14 protein-coding genes are annotated in these 20100 nt (G+C 65.7%); 7 read left to right on the top strand and 7 right to left on the bottom strand.

Annotation, left to right across the window (positions count from 1 at the left end):
* Positions 1-119: 119 nt before the first annotated feature.
* The 5 genes from ACCQ15_RS19975 to ACCQ15_RS19955 all read right to left on the bottom strand — a co-directional run bounded on the left by ACCQ15_RS19975 (position 120) and on the right by ACCQ15_RS19955 (position 7751).
* Positions 120-1130, bottom strand: coding sequence for an energy transducer TonB (locus ACCQ15_RS19975; protein WP_372380972.1), 1011 nt, complete (start codon positions 1128-1130; stop codon positions 120-122).
* 139 nt (positions 1131-1269) lie between these two features.
* The gene (locus ACCQ15_RS19970) at positions 1270-2835 is read right to left on the bottom strand and encodes a tryptophan halogenase family protein (RefSeq protein WP_372380971.1); all 1566 of its coding nucleotides are present in this window, start codon (positions 2833-2835) and stop codon (positions 1270-1272) included.
* A gap of 10 nt (positions 2836-2845) precedes the next feature.
* Complete coding sequence (locus ACCQ15_RS19965; protein ID WP_127170874.1) at positions 2846-3859, bottom strand: cupin-like domain-containing protein; 1014 nt, start codon at positions 3857-3859, stop codon at positions 2846-2848.
* Positions 3849-4550 carry a SapC family protein gene (locus ACCQ15_RS19960; RefSeq protein ID WP_008576490.1) on the bottom strand — a complete coding sequence of 234 codons (702 nt, stop codon included), beginning with the start codon at positions 4548-4550 and terminating at the stop codon, positions 3849-3851. The genes ACCQ15_RS19965 and ACCQ15_RS19960 overlap by 11 nt, the downstream gene beginning before the upstream one ends.
* A 186-nt stretch (positions 4551-4736) precedes the next feature.
* Positions 4737-7751: a TonB-dependent receptor gene (locus tag ACCQ15_RS19955; protein WP_218499330.1), complete on the bottom strand. Its 3015-nt coding sequence runs from the start codon at positions 7749-7751 to the stop codon at positions 4737-4739.
* Positions 7752-8134: 383 nt separating this feature from the next.
* On the opposite strand from ACCQ15_RS19955, the gene ACCQ15_RS19950 reads away from it, so the two are divergent.
* The 4 genes from ACCQ15_RS19950 (at position 8135) to ACCQ15_RS19935 (ending at position 13924) form a co-directional block, all read left to right on the top strand.
* Positions 8135-8824 (top strand): glutathione binding-like protein, encoded by a 690-nt coding sequence (locus ACCQ15_RS19950; protein WP_008576488.1) that lies wholly within the window; start codon positions 8135-8137, stop codon positions 8822-8824.
* Positions 8825-9156: 332 nt separating this feature from the next.
* Positions 9157-11394 (top strand): S9 family peptidase, encoded by a 2238-nt coding sequence (locus ACCQ15_RS19945; protein WP_280303159.1) that lies wholly within the window; start codon positions 9157-9159, stop codon positions 11392-11394.
* Positions 11395-11591: 197 nt separating this feature from the next.
* Positions 11592-12065: a cytochrome c oxidase assembly factor Coa1 family protein gene (locus tag ACCQ15_RS19940; RefSeq protein WP_280303157.1), complete on the top strand. Its 474-nt coding sequence runs from the start codon at positions 11592-11594 to the stop codon at positions 12063-12065.
* Positions 12066-12133: 68 nt separating this feature from the next.
* Positions 12134-13924: a DUF885 domain-containing protein gene (locus ACCQ15_RS19935; RefSeq protein ID WP_372168277.1), complete on the top strand. Its 1791-nt coding sequence runs from the start codon at positions 12134-12136 to the stop codon at positions 13922-13924.
* A 99-nt stretch (positions 13925-14023) separates the two neighbouring features.
* On the opposite strand, the gene ACCQ15_RS19930 is transcribed toward ACCQ15_RS19935, so the two are convergent.
* Positions 14024-14494: a hypothetical protein gene (locus ACCQ15_RS19930; RefSeq protein ID WP_008576484.1), complete on the bottom strand. Its 471-nt coding sequence runs from the start codon at positions 14492-14494 to the stop codon at positions 14024-14026.
* Between the two features lie 223 nt (positions 14495-14717).
* On the opposite strand from ACCQ15_RS19930, the gene ACCQ15_RS19925 reads away from it, so the two are divergent.
* Both ACCQ15_RS19925 and hemB read left to right on the top strand, forming a co-directional pair.
* Positions 14718-14960 (top strand): hypothetical protein, encoded by a 243-nt coding sequence (locus ACCQ15_RS19925; RefSeq protein WP_017156266.1) that lies wholly within the window; start codon positions 14718-14720, stop codon positions 14958-14960.
* Positions 14961-15184: 224 nt separating this feature from the next.
* The gene (gene hemB, locus ACCQ15_RS19920; RefSeq protein ID WP_372380970.1) at positions 15185-16177 is read left to right on the top strand and encodes a porphobilinogen synthase; all 993 of its coding nucleotides are present in this window, start codon (positions 15185-15187) and stop codon (positions 16175-16177) included.
* 377 nt (positions 16178-16554) lie between these two features.
* Here the strand turns inward: hemB and ACCQ15_RS19915 are convergent, their stop codons facing one another.
* Positions 16555-17307, bottom strand: a complete 753-nt coding sequence (locus ACCQ15_RS19915) for a DNA/RNA non-specific endonuclease (RefSeq protein WP_122273174.1) — start codon at positions 17305-17307, stop codon at positions 16555-16557.
* Between the two features lie 229 nt (positions 17308-17536).
* Between ACCQ15_RS19915 and ACCQ15_RS19910 the strand changes: the two genes are divergently transcribed.
* On the top strand, positions 17537-20071 hold the full coding sequence (locus ACCQ15_RS19910; RefSeq protein WP_372380969.1) for a PepSY domain-containing protein: 2535 nt from the start codon (positions 17537-17539) through the stop codon (positions 20069-20071).
* Positions 20072-20100 lie beyond the last annotated feature (29 nt).

The raw sequence follows: 20100 nt of genomic DNA, 5'->3' as shown, positions 1-20100 counted from the left end.
GGGTGGCGGCTGTTTGCGGCAAGTTCCGGCGGCACCCTGCAACGCTGCACCACCGCCACAACGCAAAAGCCCGCATCGCTGCGGGCTTTTGCGTTTCCATGTCATCAACGACGCGGGCATCAATCGCCCGGATTGAACGACAGCGTACGCCGCGTGGTCACCGGTGCGGCCACCGGTTCGAAGCGCCAGCGCTTGACCGCGTTGAGGGCTTCGCGGTCGAACACGCGCGGCGGGTTGGCGCGCAGCACGCGCGAGGCGGTGATCGAGCCGTCGGTACCGACCGTGAGTTCCACCAGCACTTCGCCCGAGGTCCCCGAGCGCAGGGCTTCGGCGGGGTAGCGCGGTGCCGGGGTGCTGATCGGACGCAGCGACTGCGCGGCCGGTGCGGCTGCAGCGGCGGCTGCCGGCGCCGGACGCGGTGCCGCCGGTGTGGGTGCCGGCGCTTCGGCCTGACGCCGCGCAGCGGCCTGGCGCTCGGCCTCGGCGGCCTGCTGGCGGGCCGCTTCCTGCTGGGCGGCAATCTGCTGGGCAGCGGCGGCCTCGCGGCTCTGCTGCTCGGCCAGACGCTTCTGCTCGGCCGCCTGCTTGGCCTTGTCCTCGACCTGCTTCTTGGCCAGCTCGGCATCCTGCTCGGAGCGGTTGGCAGCAGTCTTCATGCCCGTTTCCAGGCCGCTCTTCAGGCGCGGCAATGCCGGTGCCTGCGGGTCGACCTTCTCGATCAACGCGATCAAACGCTGCGCTTCGGGAAATTCTTCGCGGCTGATGCCTTGTTCGGCGGCGATCAGGGTATAGGGAAGCAGATCGGTCAGTGCGCTATTGACGGTGGCATCCTGCGGCTGCTTCTCGCGCAAGGCCAGGTAGTACTCCACCGCGTTGTCGCCGGCCGGGGCGTACATGCGGTTGTCCTGCAGCGCTTTGGTGGCCGATTCGCGCAATTGTTCGGCAGCCATCGACTGCACCTGCGGCGAGACCGCCGTGGCCGGCGTGGGTGCCGTTGCCGCCGGTGTGGCGCCGGTCGCCGGCGTGGTGGTGGCGGCCTTGTCTTCCTGCTTGGAGCAGGCGGCCAGGCCCACCAGCAAAATGACCGGCGCGATCCGGAGTGCCATACGGCCCTGTATCAGATCCAACATGCGTCCCCCTTACCCCGAGTGCGAAAGATAACGTTGCTGCGGCGAGCGCCGGCCATTGTTCCCGCAATGGACGGCAGTGCCGCAATCTAGCATTGCTGGGGCGGTCTAAGCCAAGGGTTGCGCTGCAGATCGCCGAAATTTATCCCGCCGGGGTCGCCATGACCGGCGGGGCCGGCACGCGCGCGGCCGGTTCGGGCAGCGGCGGGGCAGGGCAGTAGCGCTGCAGGAAGTCCGCGTGCGCAGGCAACCGCACCAGCGCCGCCTCCACCCGGGCGCGGATGGTCTCCAGAAAGCGGCCCAGCTCCGCATCGCCCATCAGGTCGGCCACCGGGTGGTGCTGTTGCGGCACCACGCCCTGGCCCAGCATCACCTGCACCCACGAGTTCTCGGCGAACAGCTCGTTGGCCTGATGGAAGACCCGCCCGCTCTGGCGGAACAACTCCACCCGGTGGCGCAGCGAATCGGGGATGTCCATGGCCGCGCAGTCGCGCCAGAACGGCGTGTCGCGGCGATCGGTGGTGTGGTAGTGCAGGATCACGAAATCCCGGATGTGGGTGATCTCCTGGGCCGCCTGACGGTTGTACTCGGCGATGTCGACAGCGTTGATGACCTGCGGAAAGGTCTGCAGCAGGCGGATGATGCCGCGCTGGATCAGATGGATGTTGGTCGATTCCAGCGGCTCCAGGAATCCGCTTGCCAGGCCCAGCGCCACGCAGTTCTTCTCCCACACGCGGTGGCGCTGGTTGGGCGTGAAGCGCAGCGGCCGCGGTTCGGTCAGCGCGCGCCCGGTGAGGTTGCGTTCCAGCACCGCGCGGGCGCCATCCTGGTCCATGTAGCGGCTGGAATACACGATGCCGTTCCCCACCCGGTGCTGCAGCGGAATGCGCCACATCCAGCCGGCCTGGTCGGCGCGCGAACGGGTGTAGGTCACCGGCGGACCCACCGATTCGGTCTGCACCGCCAGCGCGCTGTCGGCGAACAACCAGCGCGACCAATCGTCGCTGTCCACGCCCAGCGTCTTGCCGATCAGCAGGCCGGCAAAGCCGGTGCAATCCAGGAACAGGTCGCCTTCCACCCGCGTGCCGTCCTGCAGCGTCAGTGCGGTGAGAAAGCCGCTTTGCGCATCGGTCTCCACCTGGCCGATGCGGCCTTCGATGCGGGTGACGCCGAAGCCTTCGCTGAAGCGGCGCAGGAAGCGCGCGTACAGCCCGGCATCCAGATGGTAGGCGTAATTCATGCCGCCATTGGGTAGGTGCGCGAAGCGGCCTTCCTGCGCCGCACGCAGTTCCAGGCAGTAGTCGCCGAAGTCGCGCGCCACTCCGCGCTGGCGCCCCTTCAACCAGAAATGCTGGAACCCGGCGCTCCAGTGGTCGGTTCCGGCATGCCCGAAGGAATGGATGTAATGCTGGTCCACATCGCGCCAGTGTTCGAAGGCGATGCCGAGCTTGATGGTGGCCTGGGTGGCGGCCATGAAGGCGGCTTCGTCGATTTCCAGCAAGCGGTGGAAGGTGACCAGGCTGGGGATGGTGGCTTCGCCCACCCCCACCGTGCCGATCTCGTCGGACTCCACCAGGGTGATCTGCAGGTGCCGGCCCAGCAGTTTCGACAGCGCTGCAGCCGCCATCCAGCCGGCCGTGCCGCCACCGGCGATGACGACGCGGCGTACCGGGCGCTGTTGCGGGTCCGAAGGCGTGGTGTCGGGCATGGTCAAATCCTCAGCGATTCAAGCGTTGCAGCAGCCGCGCACGCAGGCTGCGCGCACTGGCGTCGTCCATCGGGGCCAGCACGCCGCGTGCGGCATCAGGCAGATGCGCGGCGGTGCTGTCGTCGGACTCGAAGACATAGTGGCGGAACACTTCCTGCCAGGTGGCGCGTTGTTCGGCCGGCAGGTCGCGGATGGTCAGCAGCGCCAGCATCAGCGCGTTCATCGGCGAATCCATGTAGGCCGGGCTCTGCCGCCACCAGAAATTCACCAACACGTTGAAGCTCTCCAGTGCCTCGACGTGATGCCACCACATGCTGGGAATGAACAGCGCATCGCCCGGCGCCAGCTCGGCGACCAGGGCGTGGTCCAGCGCCTGCGCATAGCGTGGGAAACGCTGCAGGTCCGGTGCGGCGATATCCACCAGGCTGACCGGCTGCCCGGCCGGGGTGAGATCCAGCGGGCCGATGTAGAGATTGGCCAGCTGATCGGGCGGGAACAGCGTAAAACGGCGGCGCCCGGCAACCACGCAGGCCAGGTTGTCGGGCAAGTCCTGATGGGCGGCGATCCGGGTGCGGTTGCCGATCCAGATGCTGGCCAGCGGCTCGCCCTGTGGCAGCGCGATCGGGTTGTGCGCGCGCAAGCCGGGCAGGTAGGTGTCCAGCGTGGTGGAGCCGACGTAGATGGCCGGTGGCTGCGCGTTATCCAGGTCGCGCAGCAAGGTGTCCAGCACCACGCCCAACGGCACGCGTTCGGGGCGGAAATTGAAGCCGCTCATGTCCGCGTTGTAGAAAAAGCGCCCACCGATCTCCGGTGGCCCAACCTGTGCCACCACCGCCTCGCCGCGGTCGAAACCACGCAGGTAGGCGGCAGCAGACTGCGCAGAACTGGCACCGGCGCGGGCCAGCGGCCAGTCGCGCACCAGCCCGCGCAGCACCAGCGGGCTGGTGGAGCGAAGGATGGCCGGGTCCAGCTGTTGCCGGTCCAGGCCGTGACGCTCTTGGATGGGGCGTGGCTCAGCCGGCATGACGGCGGTTCATGCGTTCGAGCAGATGGCGCAATTGCGCAATCGAGGCCACCGCCATGTACAGCGGTTCCAGATCGCCATGCCGGTGCAGTTCGAGCAGCGCCGCCTCATCGAGTGCGCGCAGGCGTTCTTCGTGCACGACATAGAGCCCGGCCAGGCGGCATTCCAGGCCGTTGTTCAAGGTGGCTTCGAACACGAAGGGTTCGAGCAGGTCGTAACGCAACGCACGTTCGACGAATGCCGTGCTGGCCGCCAGGCCATCGTGCAGCGTGCGCAGCACCTGGCTGATGTGGTCGAGAAATTCGGTGGTGCCGCCGTGTTCGCGAAACAGCAACTGGCCCTCGGTGGTGCTGACGCGTGGGCTGTCCAGGTCCACATGCACCATCGGCCCATCGGGCTGTTCGCCGATCAGGAACGGCTGGCGTTGAATCGCCAGCGGAACATAGGGCGCATCCCAACGCGCGCCATCCAGGAACAGGTTCTCGCCCAGGCGTAATCCCAGCAATGCCAGCGGCTGGAAACTGCGCTCGCCGCTGCGATGGAACACGATGGGGTATTGCGCCTGCAACTGGCGAAATTCCTGCGGAAAGGTCGCAGCCGACATCACGTCATCGCCGTAGGCGGCGCCGTGCGCGGTGATCACCCGCAGATCGCGGTGATCGAGATTGTTCAACAACACGGCATTGGTCATGGGGATTGGCACAGCACGCGGGGGCGCGTGGCCCATGCTTCAACGAATCGCCATTGCACGGCAAGCCCCGGATGCCTTCACGTCCCCGGGCGGTGCAACGGCCGTGTACGTTTCCCGGCAGCCAGGCTACCGGGAAACGTGTGGGTTGCTGTAGCGATGCAGTCAGTCCTGCATCGCCCAGCGGCATCACCAGAACTTGTAGCGCAGGCCCAGCATGTAGCGCGGGCCGGTCTGGGTGGCATAGATGATCTCGTTCTTCTGCCGGCCGTGCTGGCGCTGTATCTCGTTGGTGAGGTTGATCGCCTCCAGGCTCAGCGACAGGTTCTCGGTCCACTGGTAGCCAATGCTCAGATCCAGCTGGCCATAGGCTTCGGTGTAGACCGGGTTGGGCAGGCCACTGCCGTCAAAACGCGCGGCCAGGAACTCGTCGCGCCAGTTGTAGGCCGCACGGACCTGCCATTGTCCCTTGTCGTAGAAACCGACCAGGTTGGCCGAATCGCTCAAGCCTTCCAGCGCGAACTGCTCGCCGATCACGTAGTTGTTGTAGGTCAACCCGGAGTCGACCTTGGTGTAGTTGGCCGACACGCCGAAGCCGCTCTGGCCGAACATGTGCTGCACGTTGAATTCCCAACCATCCAGCGAGGCCGAGCGCTGGTTGGCCGGCGCGGTGATGGAGAAGTTGGCGACCGGGTCGCCTGGCTGACCGCTGATCGTACCGGTGGCATTGCCATTGGTGTCGTCGGTTCCGCGGACCACGCCCGGCTGGCCGGCGAAGTTGCGGAAGATGTAGTTGCGGATGCAGGTCAGGTCGGCGGTGGCGCAGCCATTGGCCAGCGCCTGATTCCAGTAGGCGCCGCCCACCGGCGTGTGCAGGCCGAGCGAGGTGTCGTTGCGGGTGGTGACGCCGACATAGTTGTCGATGTTCTTGCGGAAGAACCCCACCGAGGCGTAGCTCGCTTCGCCGTAATACCACTCCAGCGACAGGTCGATGTTGTGCGACAGCAATGGCTTCAGGCCCGGATTGCCTTCCTGGCCGGAGCCGCCTTCGATGCGGCCGATCTGGTTGAGCGTCTGCCCGCCCTGGATGTCGCCCCAGCCGGGCCGGCCGATGGTTTCGCCGTAGCTGCCGCGCAGCACCAGGTCTTCGCGCAGCTTGAAGCTCAGGTCCAGGCTGGGCAGCCAGTATTCGTACTTGCCGCTGCCACCGGAAAACGCCGAGTCGGCCAGCCGGATCGGCAGCTCGTTGTTGGCGACCCAGTCGATGCCCACGGCCACCGGCACCAGCGCCCGCGCTTCCACTTTGGTTTCTTCGTAACGCACGCCGGCCGCCAGGCTGATCGGCACGCGCAGATCGTCCCAGCTATTGCCCCATTGCAGGTAGGCGTTCTTGGATTTTTCGGTCACGCGGCGGTCGGTGGTGAACACCGGCGAGATGCGGTACAGCGACTCGTCGCCAGCGGCTTGCGCGGCGGCCTGGCGCGCGCGCTCGAAATCGAACAGGAACAGCTGGTTGAACTGCGCCGGATTGCCGCTGCCGTCGATCGCATCGAAGTACTGCGCGAACGAGCTGGGAATCCACAGGTCGTCCGGATAATCGGCCGCAGTGCCGTTGCCGCCCCAGGTGTCGCGCTGCACGTTGGAAAACGCCGAGCGGTTCTTGACCTCGGTGCTGCCGATGCCGAACTTCAACTGCGAATAGTTTTCGAAGGTGAAATCGCCGTTGACCTGCGCCTGATCGATTTCCGACTTCATGTAGCTGTTGCGGAACGCCGAGCCGGTGACCAGCGTGCGCGACGGGTCCAGGCCGTTCAGCCCGAAGCCCAGCTGCTGCTGCAGCACCGGGAAATCCTTGCTGAAATCCACCACCGAGGTGCCGCGGTAGAAGCCGGACACGCCCAGCGAGTTGCTCGACCCGTACGGGCTGTCCGCGCCGGCTTCGGCGGTGGAGCGGTGGATGTCGAAGTTGAGCTTGAACTGGTCGTTCACCGCCCAATCCACGTTGAAACCCAGCGACTTGTTCTGGTTGCGCGTGGCCGCATTGGACCCGGCGGTGGCCAGATCGCTGGTGGGCGGATTGACGATTTCCGAATAGGTGATCGGGCCTGCGACCGGTCCCTTGGTCCAGGCGCTGGCGGACGGTCCGTAGTTGAACCATACCGACATCTCGTTGCGCTGCTGCTGGATCTTGTTTTCCGAGTAGGTGTAATCCAGCGTGGTGGTGATGTTGTCCAGCGGCTTGTACTGCAGCACCAGCTGGCCGTTGGTGCGCTGGCGTTCGACGCCGACCACGCGGTAGTTGAGGTTCTGCGGCACCGAATAGATATCGTTCGGACCGGGGCGGTTGACGATGTTTTCCGAACCCGGTGCGCCCGGCTGCGGAATGGTGCCGTAGGCGGTGGAATCGCCGCGGAATGCGCGCCAGCCATTGGGGACGCCGACCTGGCTGTAGCCGAAGTCGCGTTCCTGGTAGCTGCCGCTCAGCGACACGCCGAAGCGTCCGTCGGCCGAGGTGTTGCTGAAGATGCCGGAGATTTCCGGCGTCAGCGAATCGCCCTGCAGGCGGCCGGGCAGGTTCTCGTTGGAGGAGTCGTGCACGCCCTTGAGGCCCACATTGGCATGCATGCCGGGGTTATCCAGCGGCCGGGCGGTCTTGATGTTAATGGTCGCGCCGATCCCGCCGGTGGGCGTGCTGGCACGGCTGGTCTTGAACACCTCGATGCCGGAGATCGACTCGGACGCCAGGTTGGCGAAGTCGAACGCACGCGAGTTGGAGGCATTGGATTCTTCGATGCTGGCGCCCGGCATCTGGCGGCCGTTCAACAGCACCAGGTTGAAGTCCGGGCCGACGCCGCGCACGGTGACGCGCGAGCCTTCGCCCAGCGAGCGGTCGATCGACACACCGCTGATGCGCTGCAACGACTCGGCCAGGTTGGTATCGGGGAATTTGCCGATGTCTTCGGCCACGATGCCGTCGACGATGCCTTGCGCATCGCGCTTGACGTTCATCGACGAGGTAAGGCTGCCGCGAATACCGCTGACCTGGACGGTATCGAGGGTGGCGGGGTCGGCCTGACTGGAACCTGGGACAGTGGATGCCGATTGCGGCGCCGGCGCGGTCTGCGCGGCCAGCGGAGTCGACAAGGCGAACAGCAGGGCAGACGTCAAGCGCCGCGTGCGCGGCAGGGTGCGAGTCTCTCTCACGGTGATTGCTTCCCCAAACAGAAGATAAGGCCGGCCCCACGGGGGCAGGCAAAGGTCGACGGAACAATCGAGCATTTGTTAGTGCAGCCTTAACAAAGTCAATTTGCACTGCAGCATCGGCCGCGACCCTGTCGCGTCACACATCGTTCCACCGAGCCAGGTGTGTCATGCCGCCATAGGCAAACGCTTGGCCTTACCATCGCGCTTGGATGGCAACCTCTCTCAAGATGCGATTGCACTGAGGTAGCGGGCACACGCCTTGGATGCGCACCTAGCAAGCGGATTCGTCAGGTGCGAGTGCGTTGCCGGCCCGACGCCTGCACGCAAGGCAGCCGCCCTTGAGTCAGGCCTGCCGCAACGACCACCTTTGACTGGAGCGCACGATGATCGATCTGTACTACTGGCCCACGCCCAACGGGCACAAAGTCACGCTGTTTCTGGAAGAGGCGGGGCTGCAGTACACCCTCAAGCCGGTCAACATCGGCAAGGGCGAGCAATTCGAACCGGCATTCCTGCAGATTTCGCCCAACAACAAGATGCCGGCCATTGTCGACCATGCACCGGCCGATGGCGGCGGTGCGCAGAGCGTGTTCGAGTCCGGCGCGATCCTGCTGTATCTGGCCGAGAAGACCGGCCGCTTCCTGCCGCGCGATGCCCGCGGCCGGATCGCTGCACTGGAATGGCTGTTCTGGCAGATGGGCGGGCTGGGCCCGATGAGCGGCCAGATGGGTCATTTCAACGTCTACGCACCGGAAAAGATTGCTTATGCGATCGAGCGCTACAACGCCGAGGTGCGTCGCCTGCATGGCGTGCTCGACAAGCGCCTGGCCGACCACGCCTTCCTGGCGGGCAACGACTACGGCATCGCCGACATGGCCAGCTATCCGTGGATCGAAGTGTATGGCGACCTCAAGCCGGACTATTCGGCCTTCCCGCATCTGAAACGCTGGCACGACGCCATCGCCGCCCGCCCCGCCACCCAGCGCGCCTACGCGCTCAAGGAGCAGGTCAATCCCAATGCGGGCCAGCCGCTCAGCGATGAAGAGCGCAAGCACCTGTTCGGCAAGCGTTGAAGCAACGTCTTGGGCGCGGATGCGTAACAGTACACGCGCATCAAACGCGCGCGGCACTTCAACGGGGCGGCATGCGCCCCTCTCCCACGGGAGAGGGGTTGGGGTGAGGGTACGGCATCGCCGGAGACTGACAGCGACCCCAATTGCGCTCCCTCGCCATACGTAGCGGCGCGTTAGTCCCCATCGTCCACAGACATCTCGCGATGCATGCGCATCCCCGGCCCCATCAATCCCAACGCGCGCACGCCTGAGCGGCCAACGCCCGCATTGCCGCGCTTCTCAAATCCACAACGCCGCCGCATCCTGTGCGCAGTCGTCAGACAGGATCATCGATGCGCGCCCTGTTCGTAGCCCTTGCCCTCATGCTCAGCACCGTTCCCATGGCCCACGCCGAAAAACTCACCCTGGAGGCCATCACCGGCCCATTGCCGCTTTCCGGTCCCACGTTGATCAAGCCCAAGGTGGCACCGGATGGCTCGCGCGTGACCTTCCTGCGTGGCAAGGACAGCGATCGCAATCAGCTGGATCTTTGGGAATACGACATCGCCAGCGGCCAGACGCGCCTGCTGGTCGATTCCAAGGTCGTGCTGCCCGGCACCGAGGTCTTGAGCGATGTCGAAAAGGCCCGCCGTGAACGCCAGCGCATCGCCGCGTTCACCGGCATCGTCGATTACCAATGGGCACCGGATGCGCACGCGCTGCTGTTCCCGCTTGGTGGCGAGTTGTATCTGTACGACCTGCGCAAGACCGGTGCGGCGGCAGTACGCCAGCTCACCCACGGCGAGGGATTTGCCACCGACGCCAAACTCTCGCCCAAGGGTGGATTCGTCAGCTTCGTGCGCGCGCGCAACGTGTGGGTCATCGAGTTGGCCAGCGGCAACGCGCTGCAGCTCACGCACGATGGTAGCGAGACCATCGGCAATGGCGTGGCCGAATTCGTCGCCGACGAAGAAATGGATCGCCATACCGGCTATTGGTGGGCGCCGGACGACTCGGCGATCGCCTTCGCGCGCATCGACGAATCGCAGGTGCCGGTGCAAAAGCGCCCCGAGGTGTATGCCGACCACACCGAAGTGATCAGCCAGCGCTATCCGCAGGCCGGCCAGCCGAATGTAGCGGTGCAGCTAGGTGTGATCGCGCCGCGCGCCAAGGCCACCCCGCGCTGGATCGACCTGGGCAAGAACCCGGACATCTATCTGGCGCGCGTGGATTGGCGCGATGCACAGCGGCTGACCTTCCAGCGGCAGTCGCGCGATCAGAAAACCCTTGAGCTGATCGAAACCACGCTGGCCAGCGGCGTGCAGCGCACGCTCATCACCGAAACCTCGCCCACCTGGGTGCCGCTCAGCAACGACCTGCGGTTTCTCAAGGACGGCCGCTTTCTCTGGAACTCCGAACGCAGCGGCTACGCGCATTTGTATCTTGCATCCGAAGACGGCCGCACGTTGACGCCACTGACTTCCGGCAACTGGGTAGTCGATGCCCTGCTCGCCGTCGACGAACAGGCCGGCAACGTGTATTTCGCCGCCAGCAAGGACGGGCCTACCCAAACCCATATTTACGCCGTCCCCCTGGCCGGCGGCGCGATCGAAAAGCGTTCCGTCACCAACGGCACGCACGCAGCCAGTTTTGCAAATAACGCCAGCGTGTACGTCGATACCTGGTCCAACACCACCACGCCGCCGCAGATCGAGTTGTTCCGCGCCAGTGGCGAAAAGATCGCCACGCTGCTGAAGAACGATCTGAGCGATCCGCAGCATCCGTACGCCAACTACCGCGATGCGCAGCGCCCGATCGCATTCGGCACGCTCACCGCTGCGGACGGCAAGACACCGCTGCATTACCGGCTGACCAAGCCCGACAAGTTCGACCCGGCCAAGCGCTACCCGGTCATCGTTTACGTGTACGGCGGCCCGGCGGCGCAGACCGTGCTCGATGCCTGGCCCAGCCGCGGCGATGCCTTGTTCGACCAATACCTGGCCCAGCGCGGGTACCTGGTGTTTTCGCTGGACAACCGTGGCACGCCGCGGCGCGGGCGCGCGTTCGGTGGCGCGCTGTACGGCAGGCAGGGCACGGTGGAAGTGGACGACCAGTTGCAAGGCGTGGCCTGGCTCAAGCAACAGCCCTGGGTGGATGCCAAGCGCATCGGCGTGCAGGGCTGGTCCAACGGCGGCTATATGACCTTGATGCTGCTGGCCAAGCACAGCGACGCCTATGCCTGCGGCGTAGCCGGCGCACCGGTCACCGATTGGGGCCTGTACGACACCCATTACACCGAGCGCTATATGGATCTGCCCGCTCGCAACGCCGCAGGCTACCGCGAGGCACGCATCGCCACGCATCTGGATGGCCTGCGCGCCAAGCTGCTGCTGATCCACGGCATGGCCGACGACAATGTGCTGTTCACCAATTCCACCGCGCTGATGAGCGCGCTGCAGCAACGCGGCACCCCATTCGAATTGATGACGTATCCCGGTGCGAAGCATGGGTTGTCGGGTGCCACGGCGCTGCATCGTTACAAGACTGCCGAAGCGTTCTTGCAGCGCTGCCTGATGCCGGTGCACGACTGAGCGCGCCCAGCAGGCGCAAGCAACAGGAGCCAGCTGGGTGGGGGCGGCGCACAGCAACCGAAGCGTACCTGTAGCGCGCCGCTTCTGAGCATCTCCTGCGCTCGCCGGCGGCTGTGCAGTCGTTGTCCACTGCTGTGCGTCGCTCACAATGGGCGGTACCGATCATTCGCGTTCTCAGCGTTTGCACAAGGAGTGCCATGTCCCGGCCACCGCCGCTTCCCCAAGCAGCACCGCAACGCCCGCGTGCTGCCGACCTTTGGAACCGGCACTGGAAGTGGGCCGTGCCTGGCATCGGTATTGCGCTGTCTGTGCTCCTGGCGTTGCTGATCGGTGGTGTGCTCTACGTGATCACTGCAGCGTTGAAATCCAGCGCCGTGTATCGCGACGCGCTGCAGATCGCCAAGACCGACGCGCAGGTCGTGCAACGGCTGGGCATGCCAATCAACGAAGACGTCTTGATCAACGGCAGCATTCGTTATTCCGGTCCTACTGGCGAAGCGCATTTCAGCGTCGGGCTGCACGGCCCGCGCGGCAAGGGCCGTGTGCAAGTGGATGCCACGCGCAGGCAGGGTCGCTGGACCTACCGGACATTGACCTTCGCCGGCGTCGATGGCGCCCGGATCGATGTGTTGCCTGTTGCCGCCTCGTCGCCGCCGCCCCGCCGGCCATGACCTAAGGCAGATTGCCGCGGCCGCTGCAGATGGGTAGGGTCGCGCTACTCAATTCGCGGATCTGCCTCATGAAGCCACTCGTTCTCGCCGTTGCGCTGGCGCTCGGTTCCTCGCTGCCGTTGCAGGCACAGACCGGCAAGACTGCGCCGACACAAACCGCCAGCCCGGCCTGGGTGCAGACCAGCAACGGCTATGCGCAGATCCTGCTCAATGCGCAGGCGCCGTTCCAGCCCGAATACGCCAGCTTCTTCGGTGTGCCCGGCTACGACGATCAGGTCGTCGACCTCGGCCCGGACAACGCCGCGCGCTATCGCGATGCCATGCGCAAGGCGCGCGCCACGCTGCAAACGAAGTTGACCACCGAGCGCGATGCCAACGTGCGCCAGGACCTGCAGATCATGATCGGCGCGGCCGAGCAGAACATCGAAGGCAGCGAGCTCAACGAACGGTATCTGTTGCCCTGGAGCGATGCTCCCGAGGCGGTTTTCAGTGGTCTCAACGGTCTGCTCTCCGACCAGACCGTGCCCGAGCGCCGCGCCAAGGCGCTGGATCGCCTCAAGCGTTACGTCGGCTTGGTACCGGGAAGCACGCCCACCACCACGCTGGCGCGCCAGCGCTACGAGGAAAAGCTGAGCAACAAGGCGTTGCTGCAGCCCACCCAGCGCGAAGTGGAGCAGGCGCTGGCCAATGTGGACACCTACGTCGCCGGTATTGGCGAGCTGTTCGCCAAGTACAAGATCGCCGGCGCCGACGAGGCGCTCAAGGCCATGTCCACGCAACTGAAGGACTACGCCGCGTGGACCCGCGCCACCGTGCTACCCAAGGCGCGCAAGGACACCCGCCTGCCCGAGCCGCTTTACGCTTTCCAGCTCAAGCAGGTCGGGATCGATATCGCGCCGCAGCAGCTGATCCAGCGCGCGCAACTGGAGTTCATGGAGACCCGTTCGGCCATGCGCCAACTGGCGCCGCTGGTGGCCAAGGCCAAGGGCGTGCAGGGCGGCGATTATGTGCAGGTGATCCGCGCCCTCAAGGGCAACAAGATCGCCGACGACCAGTTGGAAACCCACTACCGCGGCGTGATCGATCAGATCGACCCGATCATCCGCCAGCAGCGCATCGTCGATGTGCCTAACCGCCCGATGCAGATGCGCCTGGGCAGCGCCGCCGAAAGCGCCGCGCAACCGGCCCCGCACTTCCTGCCGGCCCCGTTGATCGGCAATACCGGCCAGCAGGGCCAGTTCGTGTTGCCGCTGGGCAACCCGACCGCCGATGGCGCCAAGAAAGAGCAATACGACGACTTCAACTTCGGCTCGGCCGCCTGGACGCTCAGCGCTCACGAAGGCCGCCCCGGCCACGAGCTGCAGTTCACCGCCATGGTCGAACGCGGCGTCTCGCTGGCGCGCAGCATGTTCGCCTTCAACTCGGTCAACGTCGAAGGCTGGGCGCTGTATGCCGAAGCAGAAATGGTGCCGTACGAACCGCTCGACGGCCAGCTGATCGCCCTGCAGTTCCGCCTGCTGCGCGCCGCCCGCGCCATGCTCGACCCGATGCTCAACCTGGGCCTGATCGACCGCGAACGCGCGCGCCAGGTACTGGAAGACGACGTCGGCCTCTCGCCGGCCATGACCCGCCAGGAACTGGACCGCTACACCGTCCGCGCCCCCGGCCAGGCCGGCAGCTACTTCTACGGCTACACCCGCATCCTCGAACTGCGCATGCGCACCGAACTGGCTCTGGGCAAAAAGTTCGACCGCCTGGCCTTCAACAACTTCCTGCTCGACCAGGGCCTGCTGCCACCGGATCAGCTGGCCAAGGCGGTGGAGACGCAGTTCATTCCGGCGCAACAGGCCAAGCGCTGACCAGCTCCGTGGAGTTCAAAAAAACAGGGCGCGATAAAAGGCCGCAAACAGCCTTCCGTCGCGCCCTGGCGCAGTGATGCGGGTGATTCTTTGCGGGCTTTACCGCGTCGCTGGGGAGACGTCCGGTGCAGGACGCTGCTGTGCCCCCGCCGGCACCCAGATCGCCACTCCGGCCGCGCGCTTTTGGGTGGTGGGGATGCCGATCCCCAAGCCGCCGCCGACGCGGCCGCCGTAGCTGCCACCGCCCACCGACAGGCCGCCGCCGGAGCGTTCGGAGCCTACGCCGACGATGACCACGCCGTTGGCGCCGAGCTTTGCGGCTTCGCGCTTGAGGCGTTGCACGGCAGCGTCGGTCTGGCCCTGGGTGCCGAAGCCGGCGGCGCTGGTCGATTCGAGCTGGGCGATTTCCACCGAGCCGACCGGGGCGTTGGAATACACCTGCACCTGCGCCGGGTCGATCGGCGCGCGCGCCTGGCCCAGCATCACCTTGGAGCTACTGGCGCAACCGGCCAGCAAGGCGGCGGTCGCCGCGGCGATGGCGACGTTCCTGATCAGCGATTGCTTGTGCATGGTGGACCCCCCTTGGGTGATGAAAGCTGGGTAACGAAATCCGCGTAGTGGCAGCGATGATCCGGCGCCTGGACTGAATCGCGCCGCACTTTGGCGCACCCTAGCCATGCCGGTGTGAGGCTGCCGCCAAACCGCCATTGGTCATGATGACCACCCGCCCACGGCGTGAGGACGGCCGCGCCGGTAAGCTCGTGCTTTCTTCAAGACGAGGTGGCACGTGGGACTGATCAGCCTGTTGTGGGGCATCGTGGCGCTGCTCTGGATGGTGTTGGCCTTCATTCCGCTGCTGGGTTGGGGCAACTGGTTCCTGATTCCGTTCGCGGCGGTGGGCGCGCTGATCGCCGCCATCGCGCTGTTGTTCACCTCGGCAGGCAACCGTGGCCGTGCCAAGACCGGCTTGGTGCTCAACGGCCTGGTGATCGTGGTCGGGGTGATGCGCCTGACCCTGGGCGGCGGCATTATCTAACGGGCTCTCGACAAGGCGGCGATGCGCACCTGCGTGTGCATGTGTCGGGTGCGCGCGTGTCCGGCAGGGTCTGCATCGCCAGACGTCGGCGCCTTGCTCGACCTGTGGCTGAGAGAAAGCGAGCAAGAACCCGCGTGCCGTTGCAGCGCTGCGACACTGCGTCGCAGCGCGTTCTGCGCATCATGGCGGGCGTAAACTGATGCGCTGTCTACAGGAGCCTTGTCATGGCCCACCCGCACTATCGCCCCCGCCGCATGCGCCACGATGGGTTTTCGCGTCGGTTGATGCGCGAGAACACGCTGACCACCGATGACCTGATCTGGCCAGTGTTCGTACACGAACTGCCTGGCCGCGCGCCGATCGCGTCGATGCCCGGCGTGGAACGCCTGTCGCTGGACGAGCTGCTGCGCGAGGCGGAAAACGCGCTGGAACTGGGCATCCCGGTGATCGACCTGTTCCCGGTGATCGACCCGGCCGGCAAGAGCCTGGACGCGGCCGAAGCCTGGAACCCGGACGGCCTGGCGCAGCGCGCGGTGCGGGCGTTGAAGTCGCGCTTCCCGGAGCTGGGCGTCATGACCGACGTGGCGCTGGACCCGTACACCACCCACGGCCAGGACGGCATCATCGACGCGAAGGGTTATGTGCTCAACGAGATCACGGTCGAGGCCTTGGTCAAGCAATCGTTGTCGCATGCGCAGGCGGGCGTGGACATCATTTCGCCTTCGGACATGATGGATGGCCGCATCGGTGCGATCCGCCGCGCGCTCGATGCCGACGATCATCTCAACGTGCGGATCATGGCGTATTCGGCCAAGTACGCCTCGGCGTTCTACGGTCCCTTCCGCGATGCGGTAGGCAGCGCCGGCAATCTGGGCAAGGCCGACAAGACCACCTACCAGATGGACCCGGCCAACGGCGATGAAGCCTTGCGCGAGATCGCACTGGATTTGGAAGAAGGCGCGGACATGGTGATAGTCAAGCCGGGCATGCCGTATCTGGATGTAGTGCGCCGGGTGAAGGATCAATTCCGCGTGCCGACCTTTGCGTATCAGGTCAGCGGCGAGTACGCGATGCTGAAGGCGGCGTCAGCCAACGGCTGGCTGGACGAGCGCAAGTGCGTGCTCGAAGCATTGATGGCCTTCAAGCGTGCCGGCGCCGATGGCGTGTTGACCTATTTCGCGCCGCAAGTGGCGCGCTGGTTGCGCGAAACACGCTGAGCGCGAGCACGGTGCGACGACGCTGCCACTCAGTTGCGCAAGAATGAGGGCCGCTCGCGTCGGCCAAGCAGTCGCCTGCGCGCAGTAGGATCCGGAGCGGGCGGCCTGGTTCGATGGGCAGGTCGTTAGCCTGACAGATGCACCAGCGCCCGCTGGATCGCGGGGATGTCGACGTGCCGCCTGCATCAGATGCAAGACGGCACGTCGCTCCCATGCACTAGCGTTCAAACCTTCTGATGGTATGGCTTGCGTACGCCGCAACAGGACCGGCGCGCTACGCTTGAAATTTCCGGGTCAGCCGCGCAACGCGCCTGGTGACGGCGTAGCGCCGAGCCAGCAACTGATAGTGGTGCAAATCCCAAATCCCGTCTCTCATCTCAGGGCAGCACCAACGCGATCGCCTGCGACTTCACGCTGGCGCTGAGCGAGGGGAACGGGTCGACGTTGGTCATCACGACCAGGTCGTCGATCGACACCACGTCGCAGTTGATGCTGCTGTCGTTGACGCACAGATACGCGCCCGCGCCCACGCCCGGTTCGTAGATGGCCTTCCACACATACGTCGGGACGGCGACGTTGTCGGTGCCGATCGTCGTTGCAGTGCCGCTGTCGAACGCCGGGCCGGTCACCACGTACAACTCGCCGTGCTGCTTGGCCAGCTGACGCACCTGCTCTTCGATGTGCGCCCACTCGCCGGTGTTGAGCTTGTGGTCCTGCGGGACGACATTGGCCATGGAAAATGTTTCTTTTTCCGAAATTTCGGTCGATGCATCGCCGGCCGGCGTCATGTGCCCGCGGTCGTAGCCGGTATTGGTGTAGTCGGAACTTTTCGAGCGATCAGCGGCGGGGATGCCGGTTTCGTCGTGGAAGGAGCCGACCCGGCCGATCGCCTCGGCGCCGGCAACCTGTTGGTCGGTGAGGTGCTCGGCCGAATACACCGGGTCCTTGGTCACGCCCGAGGCCAGCAACACGTATTCGGTGTGGCAGACCTCGGTGGCGCGGGTCGTGCTGCTGCCCACGCTCGGCGGGGTGCCATTCGCGTAGAGGCTGGGACAACGGGTGGCGGCCATCGCCACGGAGGTCGTGCACAACACTGCCAGGGCCACACAACCGCGCAGGAGGAAGGACATTGCAGAGCTCGCTTGCCAAGGGAAGTGAGGAAGGTGGCAAGGCGCGATGTCCAAACGATGACCGCGCCATGTGCGGCAGATGACGGCGCGGCAGCACGCGTCAGACCAGACAGACCGCTGCCGGGCGCGGCGTGCAGCGAGCCATAGAACGCCGTCGTTATCGATGCAGATCGGATGCGAGACTCATTCTCATCTACAATGGGCGGCCGTCCTGTTTCGTGTCCAGGTCTTGATCAAGACGCTCCTGTTCCAGCTGCATTGGCTGCTCGGCATCACTGCCGGGCTGGTGCTGTCGGTAATGGGGTTGACCGGCGCGGCGATGTCGTTCGAAAACGAGATCGTGCGCATGGCCAATCCGGCCATTGCGCAACTGGCGCAACGGCATGCGGCGGGCGAGCAGCCCTTGCCGGTGGATGTGTTGCTGCAACGGCTCGATCTGGCGCCAGCCGGTGCCGGGCAGAAACAGACGGTGACGCGCCTGTTGATCGATCCCACTGGTGCGCGCCCGTCTGCCGCGCGCCTCTCCGGCAAGGGCGCGGGCCGGGTGTATTTCGATCCCTATACGGGTGAGCGGGTCGCGCCGCCGCGGCTGAGTACTGCGTTTGCCTTCATCGAAGACCTGCACCGCAATCTGACGGCCGGCAAACGCGGGCAGGCGGTCACCGGTGCGAGCGCCTTCATCTTGCTGTTCTTCTGCGCATCTGGGCTGTATCTGCGCTGGCCGCGACGGTGGTGGAGCCCGCGCACCTGGTGGGTGGTGGAATGGCGGCGGCAGGGGCGCAGTTTTTTGTGGAGCCTGCACGCGGTGTTCGGCACCTGGTGCTTGCTGGTGTATTTTCTGGTCGCGCTGACCGGGCTGACCTGGTCCTACCCCTGGTATCGCGATGGCATGATGGCCTTGCTTGGCGGCCTGCCTGCGATACGCGGCGACAAAGGCGATAACCGCCCGGCCACCGTCGATCTTGCACGCGTGAAGCGCACGCTCGATGGCATTCCCGCCACGCGCAGCGCCGCCCTGGATCTGCGCATTCCCGCGCGCGCCGGGCAGCCGTTGAATGTGCGGTTCTTGCCCGACCATCCCGCTCACGATCGCGCCTACAACAGTCTTGATATCGCGCCGGACAGCGGAGCACTGCTGCAGCGCCTGGACTACGCGCTGCTGCCGCGCGGGCAGCAATTGGCGGCGAGCATGTTCCCGCTGCATTCGGGCAGTTTCTTCGGGTTGCCCGGGCGCATCGTGGTGATGCTCGCCAGCCTGGGCATGTCGGTGTTCTTCGTCACCGGCTGGATGCTGTATCTGGATCGGCGCCGCAAAAAACGCGAACTGCGCGCTGCGCGCAAGGTGTTGCAAGACGCAGCACCGGCCTCGCAAGCGGCGCCGTGGTTGATTGCGTTTGCCAGCCAGAGCGGTTTTGCCGAGCGCCTGGCGTGGCAGGCCGCCGGGCATCTGCAGGCCGCCGGCTTGCCGGTGCAGGTGTGCTCGCTGGCGCAGCTGGATGCGCAGGCGCTACAACGCACCGGGCATGCGCTGTTTGTGATCAGCACGTTTGGCGATGGCGAGCCACCGGATGCGGCACGCGGTTTCGAGCGTGGGCTGCTGCGGCAACGCCTGCAATTGCCGCACCTGACCTACGCGGTGCTGGCGCTGGGAGACCGCCAATATGCGCAGTTCTGCGGGTTCTCGCGGCGTGTCGAACAGTGGCTGGATGCGCAAGGTGCACGCGCGCTGTTTCCTGCGGTGGAACTGGATAACGTCGACCCGCAGGCGCTGGCGCAATGGCATACGCAGCTGGGCCAGATCGCCGGTGCACCCATGCGCGTGGCGCCGCTGGCACGGCCCAAATTGACCGAATGGACCCTGTCTTCGCGCATGCATCTGAATCCGCGCAGCGAGGGGGCGCCGATCTGGCGCGTCGATCTGCAGCCGCCTGCCGATGCGCAGTGGCAGGCCGGCGACATCCTCGAAGTGCAGCCTGCGCATGCCCAAGCACAGGTGCGCGCCTGTCTGGCGGCATGGGGCCTGGCGCCGGACGCACTGGTGCACGTGGATGCGCAGCTGCTGCCATTGCAGCAGGCTGCCGCCGAGCGCGTCCTGCCCGAGCCGCCCGCAACGCCGCTTGCCCATCGCCCTGATCCGCAGACCTGGCTGGATGCTTGCGCCTGGCTGCCCACACGCGATTATTCGCTCGCCAGCGTACCGGCTGACGGCACCGCGATGGTGGTGGTGCGGCTGACGGCGCGTGCCGATGGCAGTCCCGGTCTGGGTTCGGGGTGGTTGATCTGCCATGCGGCGATCGGCACGCCGGTGCGCGCACGGTTGCGCACCAATCCCGGGTTTCATCGGCTCGAAACAATGCCGATGGTCTTGATCGGTAACGGCACCGGCATTGCGGGCCTGCGCGCGCTGCTACGCGAGGCCGAGTTGGCCGGCGTGCATGGGCACTGGTTGTTGTTCGGCGAACGGCATGCGGCGCACGACCGCCTGTTCGCCGACGAGCTGCAGGCCTGGCAGGCGAGCGGGCATCTGCAGCAGCTGGAGTGGGTGTTCTCGCGCGATCAACCACAAAAACGCTATGTGCAACATCACTTGCGCGACGCCGGCGACACGCTGCGACACTGGATCGACCGCGGCGCGGTCATTTACGTCTGCGGCAGTCTGGACAGCATGGCGCGCGAGGTCGCTGCAACCTTGCGAGAACTGCTCGGCGACACGCGATTGGAATCGCTGACCGCGGCCGGCCGTTATCGACGCGATGTGTATTGAGCGCGGCGCTGATGGCGCCAGCCCCGCCT

It is taken from the genome of Xanthomonas sp. NCPPB 1754 (assembly GCF_041475725.2).
Taxonomy (GTDB): Bacteria; Pseudomonadota; Gammaproteobacteria; order Xanthomonadales; family Xanthomonadaceae; genus Xanthomonas; species Xanthomonas euvesicatoria.
Note: the sequence above shows the minus strand (reverse complement) of the source record. Positions and strands in the feature narration are given on the sequence as shown.

Coding starts and splice junctions, on each gene's coding strand:
- ACCQ15_RS19975 (WP_372380972.1), bottom strand. CDS start 1,130: ATGTTGGATCTGATACAGGGCCGTATGGCACTCCGGATCGCGCCGGTC.
- ACCQ15_RS19970 (WP_372380971.1), bottom strand. CDS start 2,835: ATGCCCGACACCACGCCTTCGGACCCGCAACAGCGCCCGGTACGCCGC.
- ACCQ15_RS19965 (WP_127170874.1), bottom strand. CDS start 3,859: ATGCCGGCTGAGCCACGCCCCATCCAAGAGCGTCACGGCCTGGACCGG.
- ACCQ15_RS19960 (WP_008576490.1), bottom strand. CDS start 4,550: ATGACCAATGCCGTGTTGTTGAACAATCTCGATCACCGCGATCTGCGG.
- ACCQ15_RS19950 (WP_008576488.1), top strand. CDS start 8,135: ATGATCGATCTGTACTACTGGCCCACGCCCAACGGGCACAAAGTCACG.
- ACCQ15_RS19945 (WP_280303159.1), top strand. CDS start 9,157: ATGCGCGCCCTGTTCGTAGCCCTTGCCCTCATGCTCAGCACCGTTCCC.
- ACCQ15_RS19940 (WP_280303157.1), top strand. CDS start 11,592: ATGTCCCGGCCACCGCCGCTTCCCCAAGCAGCACCGCAACGCCCGCGT.
- ACCQ15_RS19935 (WP_372168277.1), top strand. CDS start 12,134: ATGAAGCCACTCGTTCTCGCCGTTGCGCTGGCGCTCGGTTCCTCGCTG.
- ACCQ15_RS19930 (WP_008576484.1), bottom strand. CDS start 14,494: ATGCACAAGCAATCGCTGATCAGGAACGTCGCCATCGCCGCGGCGACC.
- hemB (WP_372380970.1), top strand. CDS start 15,185: ATGGCCCACCCGCACTATCGCCCCCGCCGCATGCGCCACGATGGGTTT.
- ACCQ15_RS19915 (WP_122273174.1), bottom strand. CDS start 17,307: ATGTCCTTCCTCCTGCGCGGTTGTGTGGCCCTGGCAGTGTTGTGCACG.